Consider the following 5,236-nt stretch of genomic DNA (forward strand, 5'->3'; position numbering starts at 1 on the left):
ACCGCCCCAAGCCCGTCATCGCCACCATCGGCACCAAGAAGGTCCCGCCGGAGTGGTTCGCCTTCATCGAGACGTCCACCTACGACAAGCGCAAGAAGGAGCTGTCGTTCACCAACACGCCCACGTCGTCCGAGCGGGCGGAGCGCCCCGCGCCCGTTGTCCCCAAGGACGAACCTCCCCGGTCGGAGGCCCCCGTCTGGGAGCCTGTCGTGGAGCCCCTGGCGGGCATCGAGGAAGCCCAGCGGTTGATCCAGGCGCAGCGGAGGGACGCGGCCCTGGCAGCGCTGAAGAAGCTGGCCGTGAAACACCCGGCGAGCGCCTACGTCCGCTACCTGGAGGGCAACGTCAACTTCGACAACCTCCGCTGGGTGGACGGCGTGGCGGCCTACCGGGCGGCGCTGCGCAATGACGCCTCGTACCGCAACGCCCCCGTCCTCATCCAGAACGCCATCCGCTGCCTCGTCAGCGACCGGTTCCACCGCACCTGCCAGGACTTCATCCGCACGGAGCTGGGCGAGGCCGCGGTGCCCGCCCTGGAAGAGGCCGCGCGAGCCAACCCCATGGCCAGCGTCCGGGCCCGAGCAACGGAGCTGCTCCGCCGCCGGGGAACCGACGCCACGTCCGGGGCCCGCTGAGCCCCGGTCAGGGCTTGCGCTGGCAAGGGATGCTCAGACCCGGCGTCGCCTGCCCTTCATCAGCGCCAGGCCCACGAGGCCCGCCAGCATTCCGAACGGCACGCCCCCACCCGAGGACGAGCAGCTCAGGCCACCGCCCAGGGTCCGCGTGTCGGAGCCCAGGGAGACTCGCCAGGCGCGGGTTTCGGGCGAGGGGTCCACGTTGCCGGCCCGATCCCTGGCGCGCACCTGGAACGAGTTGGCGCCCTCGAACACCTCGAAGGAGATCTGGGCGTCGCACGGCGTGAATTCCACGTTGTTCAGACTGCACTCGAAGGTCGCCCCCTCCTCCGTCGAGGAGAACTGGAAGGTCGCCGAGGTCGTCCGAACGCGGTCCTGCGGTCCTGCGGTGATGGTGGTGTCAGGGACCAGCGTATCCACGGACAGCGAGGTCGCCGTGGAGGACTCGCTTGAATTGCCTGCGGCATCCTTCGCACGGAGCTCGATGGCGTGGGCCCCATCCCTCAAGGGCTGCGTCGGGGCATAGCTCCAGCGCCCGACGTCGTTCGCGACCACCGTGCCGACCGGAACTCCGTCCACGGAGACGTACACCGTGCTGCCCGGCTCGCTGCTGCCTTCCAGCACCGGGGTGGCCGTCGCCACCAAGGCTTCGGCGGAGGGAGTCGTCAGGGCCGGGGCGGATGGCGCCTGCGTATCCACCACCCAGGAGTAGGAGACAGGGCTTGCGTCCTCGTTTCCCGCAGCGTCGATGGCTCGGATCTCAAGGGTGTGGGAACCGTCGGCGTAGTCCGTTTCAAAGGGACTGACACACCCCAGAGGAAGGGCGAGGTCCAGACGGCACTCGAAGCGCCCTCGCGCCTCGGTGGACGTGAAGCCAAACGGCCAGCGGGAGGTGTTCACCAGCTTCCCCGGGTACTTGGGTTCCTCGAGGAGCAGGGTGTCGGGGCGCTGCGTATCCACGGTCCAGATATGCACTGCGGGCTCGGCATCCTTGTTCCCCACCGCATCTTCGGCCGTGATTTTCAGTGTGTGCTCGCCATCCGAGATGACCTGCACGACAAGCGGTGACTTGCAGTCCTGGATTTCAGACGCCCCGTCGAGACTGCAATAGAACGTGACCACCTCTTCTGGAGGCCTGTTCGACGTGAACTCGAAACTGAAGATTTGAACGTTGGTGAGTTCAGGCGGCGCCTTGCTGATGATGGTGTCGGGAAGGTTGGTGTCGATGACCCACTCCCAGCTCGCGGGCGGGGATTCGCTTCCCGCGAGGTTCCTGGCACGTACGACGAGCGTATGACGCCCAGGCGCCAGCACTCCTGAAGTGTAGTTGGCAGTGCAGTCTTCAATCGCCGGGAGGGTGTCGAGCTGGCAGGGGAAGGTCGCCTTCGGAGCCGTCGATTCGAAGATGAACTTCGCCACCTGCTCGTTGGTCTTCGCAGCGGGCTTGGACTTGATGGTCACGTCAGGCGGGGTGCCATCCACGACCCATGAATAGGTCTCGGGAGTCTGATCCCGATTGCCCGCTGCGTCCTTGGCGCGAACCGTGAAGATGTGGCTCCCATTGCCGACGGTCACGGTATAGGGCGACACGCAGTCAGGGACGAGCGGTCGGTCATCGACCAGGCACTCGAAGGTCGCGTTCGGGTCGAGTGTCCCGGGATTCCCCACGGCGGGAGAGTTGAACTCAAATGTCGCCTGACCGGACTTGTCCAGCGACGGCGGGGTCTTGGTCAGCTTCGTCTCCGGCGCGATCGAATCCACGGTGAAGCGGTGCGGGTCGGACGGGGCGCTGCGATTCGAGTACGAATCCGTCGCGTCCGCCGTGATCTCCTGCTCCCCCTCGGACAGCTCCACCGAAGGACTGATGCTCCAGGCGCCCTGGGGATTGGCGGTCGTCGAGCCTACCTGGACACCGTCCGCGAACACGCGCACCTGCGCGCCTGGCTCCGCGGTGCCCTTCAAGAGGGGGAGGGTCGTGTTGACGAAGGTGCCCTGCGGAGGACTCGTCACGGCGGGCTTCGCGGGGCTCGTCGCGTCCACTTCCCACGAGAAGGAGGCTGCCGAAGAATCGATGTTCTTGGCCTTGTCCTGCGCTCGCACCCACAGCGTGTGCGGACCATCCCCAACGTTCACGGCATAGGACCCACCATTGCAGTTGGCGGTGAAAGGCAGACCGACGGGACCCGCGCCATCGAGGATGCACTGGAAGTCCGCCTCCTTTTCGGTGGAGGTGAAGGTGAAGGTGAAGGTCCGGACGTTCGTCTTCCTGTCCGGGAACGACGTGAGGATCGTGTCCGGGGCCTCTCGATCCACGGTCCAGTTGACGATGGCCGGGGAGCCATCAACGTTCTCCGCCGGGTCCTTCGCCCGAACACGAAAGACATGCGGTCCTTCCCCCACGGGCTTGATGCCGACGTTCACGGTGAGCGGGCTCACGCACGGAGCGAACCCCGCGGTGTCCAAGCTGCACTCGAAAGTCCCCGTCTCTCCTGGCTTCCCGATGAAGCTGAAGGAGAACGGGAAGGTGGTGTTCGAGGAGTAGGCTTCGGGAATGGATCCTGGGTCGATGAGTGTGTCGGGTGCCGTGATGTCCACGGTGAACGAGCGACTGACGGAATCGGGACTCACATTCCCTGCCGTGTCCATCGCCGTGGCCTTGAGGCTGTAGGTGCCCTCAACGAGCGTGACTGGAAGCTCCCAACGTCCCGCTGCATCCGCATCCACCGGCCCCTTCGACTGCCCCCCTACAACAACGGTCACCTTGCTTTTCGCCTCGGCCGTCCCGGAAATGACGGGCGTCGTGGTGGCCACATAGGCACCGGCATCCGGTGAGGTCAGCAGAGGAGCGCCTGGAAGGGTCAGGTCTGTTTCCCAGCTGTGGGACTCGGGGGTCGGATCGACGTTGCCCGCCTTGTCCTTCGCACGGACCTCGAACGAGTGGAGCCCCTCTCCGAAATCCAGACTCTGCGCCGACGCGCAAGGGGTGAAGTTCCCGCTATCGACCCGGCACTCAAAGTCCGCGCCCGCCTCCGAGGTGAAGGTAAACAGCCGCGTCCTCACCTTGGTGACGGGGGTGTTCGGAGTCACCGTGAGGCTCGTGACTGGCGGCGTATTGTCCACGGTGAACGACCGAGGGGCGGAATCGCTGCGGTTGCCAGCGGCATCAATGGCCCTCGCCCTCAAGATATGGGGGCCCTCGTTCAGGGGGAGCGGATCCGCGAAGAGCCAGACGTTCCCCGTCCTGCTGGCAAACGCGGTCCCCGCATCCGCCCCGTCGAAGAGCAGTGACACCGTGGTGTCCGGATCGGCGGTGCCCTGGAAGAACAGGGCACTGGAGCGGACGAACGCCCCCGCGTCTGGCGCACTGATGGTGGGCAGCGAGGGAGCCGTTGTATCCACCGTGAAGACATGGGTGTTGGAGAACGGGCTCTCATTGCCGGCCGCGTTCTTCGACCTGACACGGATCCAGTTCAGTCCCTCCCGCAGGGAGACGGAGGGGAGGTAGGACCAGGCGCCCGCATCGACACCGATATTCGTCACCCCTGGATCGTCATTGATGAAGAGGGTCACCAGGATTCCCGCATCGGCGCGACCGGACATCGTCGGGGTTGCGGTATTGAGGAGGGCCCCGTGGAGCGGTGCAATCACCGTGGGTTTGTCTGGGAACCCGGCATCAATGGGTCCCGCGTCGACGGTGCCTGCGTCCGCGGAGCCTGCATCCGCTGGGCCCGCGTCCGCAGGGCCGGCATCCGCCGCACCGGCATCCGCTGGGCCTGCATCCACAGGGCCCGCGTCCACAGGGCCCGCGTCCGCCGGGCCGGCATCCGCAACACCCGCATCCGCTGGGCCTGCATCCGCTGGGCCGGCATCCGCCGCACCTGCATCCGCAGGGCCTGCATCCGCAGGGCCTGCATCCACAGGACCCGCATCCACAGGACCCGCATCCGATGGGCCTCCATCCACAGGGCCTGCATCCACCGCACCCGCATCCGATGGGCCTCCATCAACAGGGCCCGCATCCGCCCCCGCGTCCTCCGTGCCTGCATCGTCAGGGCCCGCGTCCAGCGCGCCCGCATCATCGAGTTCCAGGTCTTCAGAGCCCGAGGACACGCGCTTCTTTTCCGCAGCATCCATCGCCTCCATTTCAGGGAGGACACCTTGGACGACCTGCTGAAGTCCTGTTCCGCCTGCCTCCGCGCCCCGTGAGTCCCGCCCGTCAGGAAGGGTTCCAGGTGCCCCAGGCTCGACGAGCGCCGAACATCCGACCAGGGACCCGGCCTGGAAGAACACGCGCCCACCGCCACCACCACCACCGGGGCCTCCCTGGGTCGCGCCAGCGGTTCCACCCGCACCACCGCTCGCATCGACCGAACTGCACTTCGCGGTTCCCGTGAACCTCGCGACGATGGTGCCACCCGCGCCACCACCGCTGCCCGCGGCGCCAGTGCTGGGCTCCGCCGCGCGGCCCGTCGCGACGATGTCACCGGTCCCGCTCAATTCCCGGCCACGAATGAAGATGATGCCGCCACCCGGCCCACCTTCGTGAGTGCCACTCCCGCCGCCGCCGCCCGGCAACAGCCGCTCCGAGAGCAGGGGCGGAG

General features: G+C 66.9%; 2 protein-coding genes and 1 pseudogene. 1 reads left to right on the forward strand and 2 read right to left on the reverse strand.

Annotated elements, in window-relative coordinates:
- Window positions 1-635 (forward strand): annotated as a pseudogene (locus D7X74_RS39355) (hypothetical protein); the annotation flags it as partial.
- A gap of 33 nt (window positions 636-668) precedes the next feature.
- Here the strand turns inward: D7X74_RS39355 and D7X74_RS39360 are convergent.
- Both D7X74_RS39360 and D7X74_RS39365 read right to left on the reverse strand, forming a co-directional pair.
- On the reverse strand, window positions 669-4,283 hold the full coding sequence (locus D7X74_RS39360; protein WP_147446853.1) for an Ig-like domain-containing protein: 3,615 nt from the start codon (window positions 4,281-4,283) through the stop codon (window positions 669-671).
- Window positions 4,280-4,654, reverse strand: a complete 375-nt coding sequence (locus D7X74_RS39365; RefSeq protein WP_147446854.1) for a hypothetical protein — start codon at window positions 4,652-4,654, stop codon at window positions 4,280-4,282. Before D7X74_RS39365 ends, D7X74_RS39360 begins: the two co-directional genes overlap by 4 nt.
- Window positions 4,655-5,236: the final 582 nt, after the last annotated feature.

Origin of the sequence: Corallococcus sp. CA047B, assembly GCF_003612065.1 — a bacterium.
In the GTDB taxonomy this organism is placed as follows: domain Bacteria; phylum Myxococcota; class Myxococcia; order Myxococcales; family Myxococcaceae; genus Corallococcus; species Corallococcus praedator.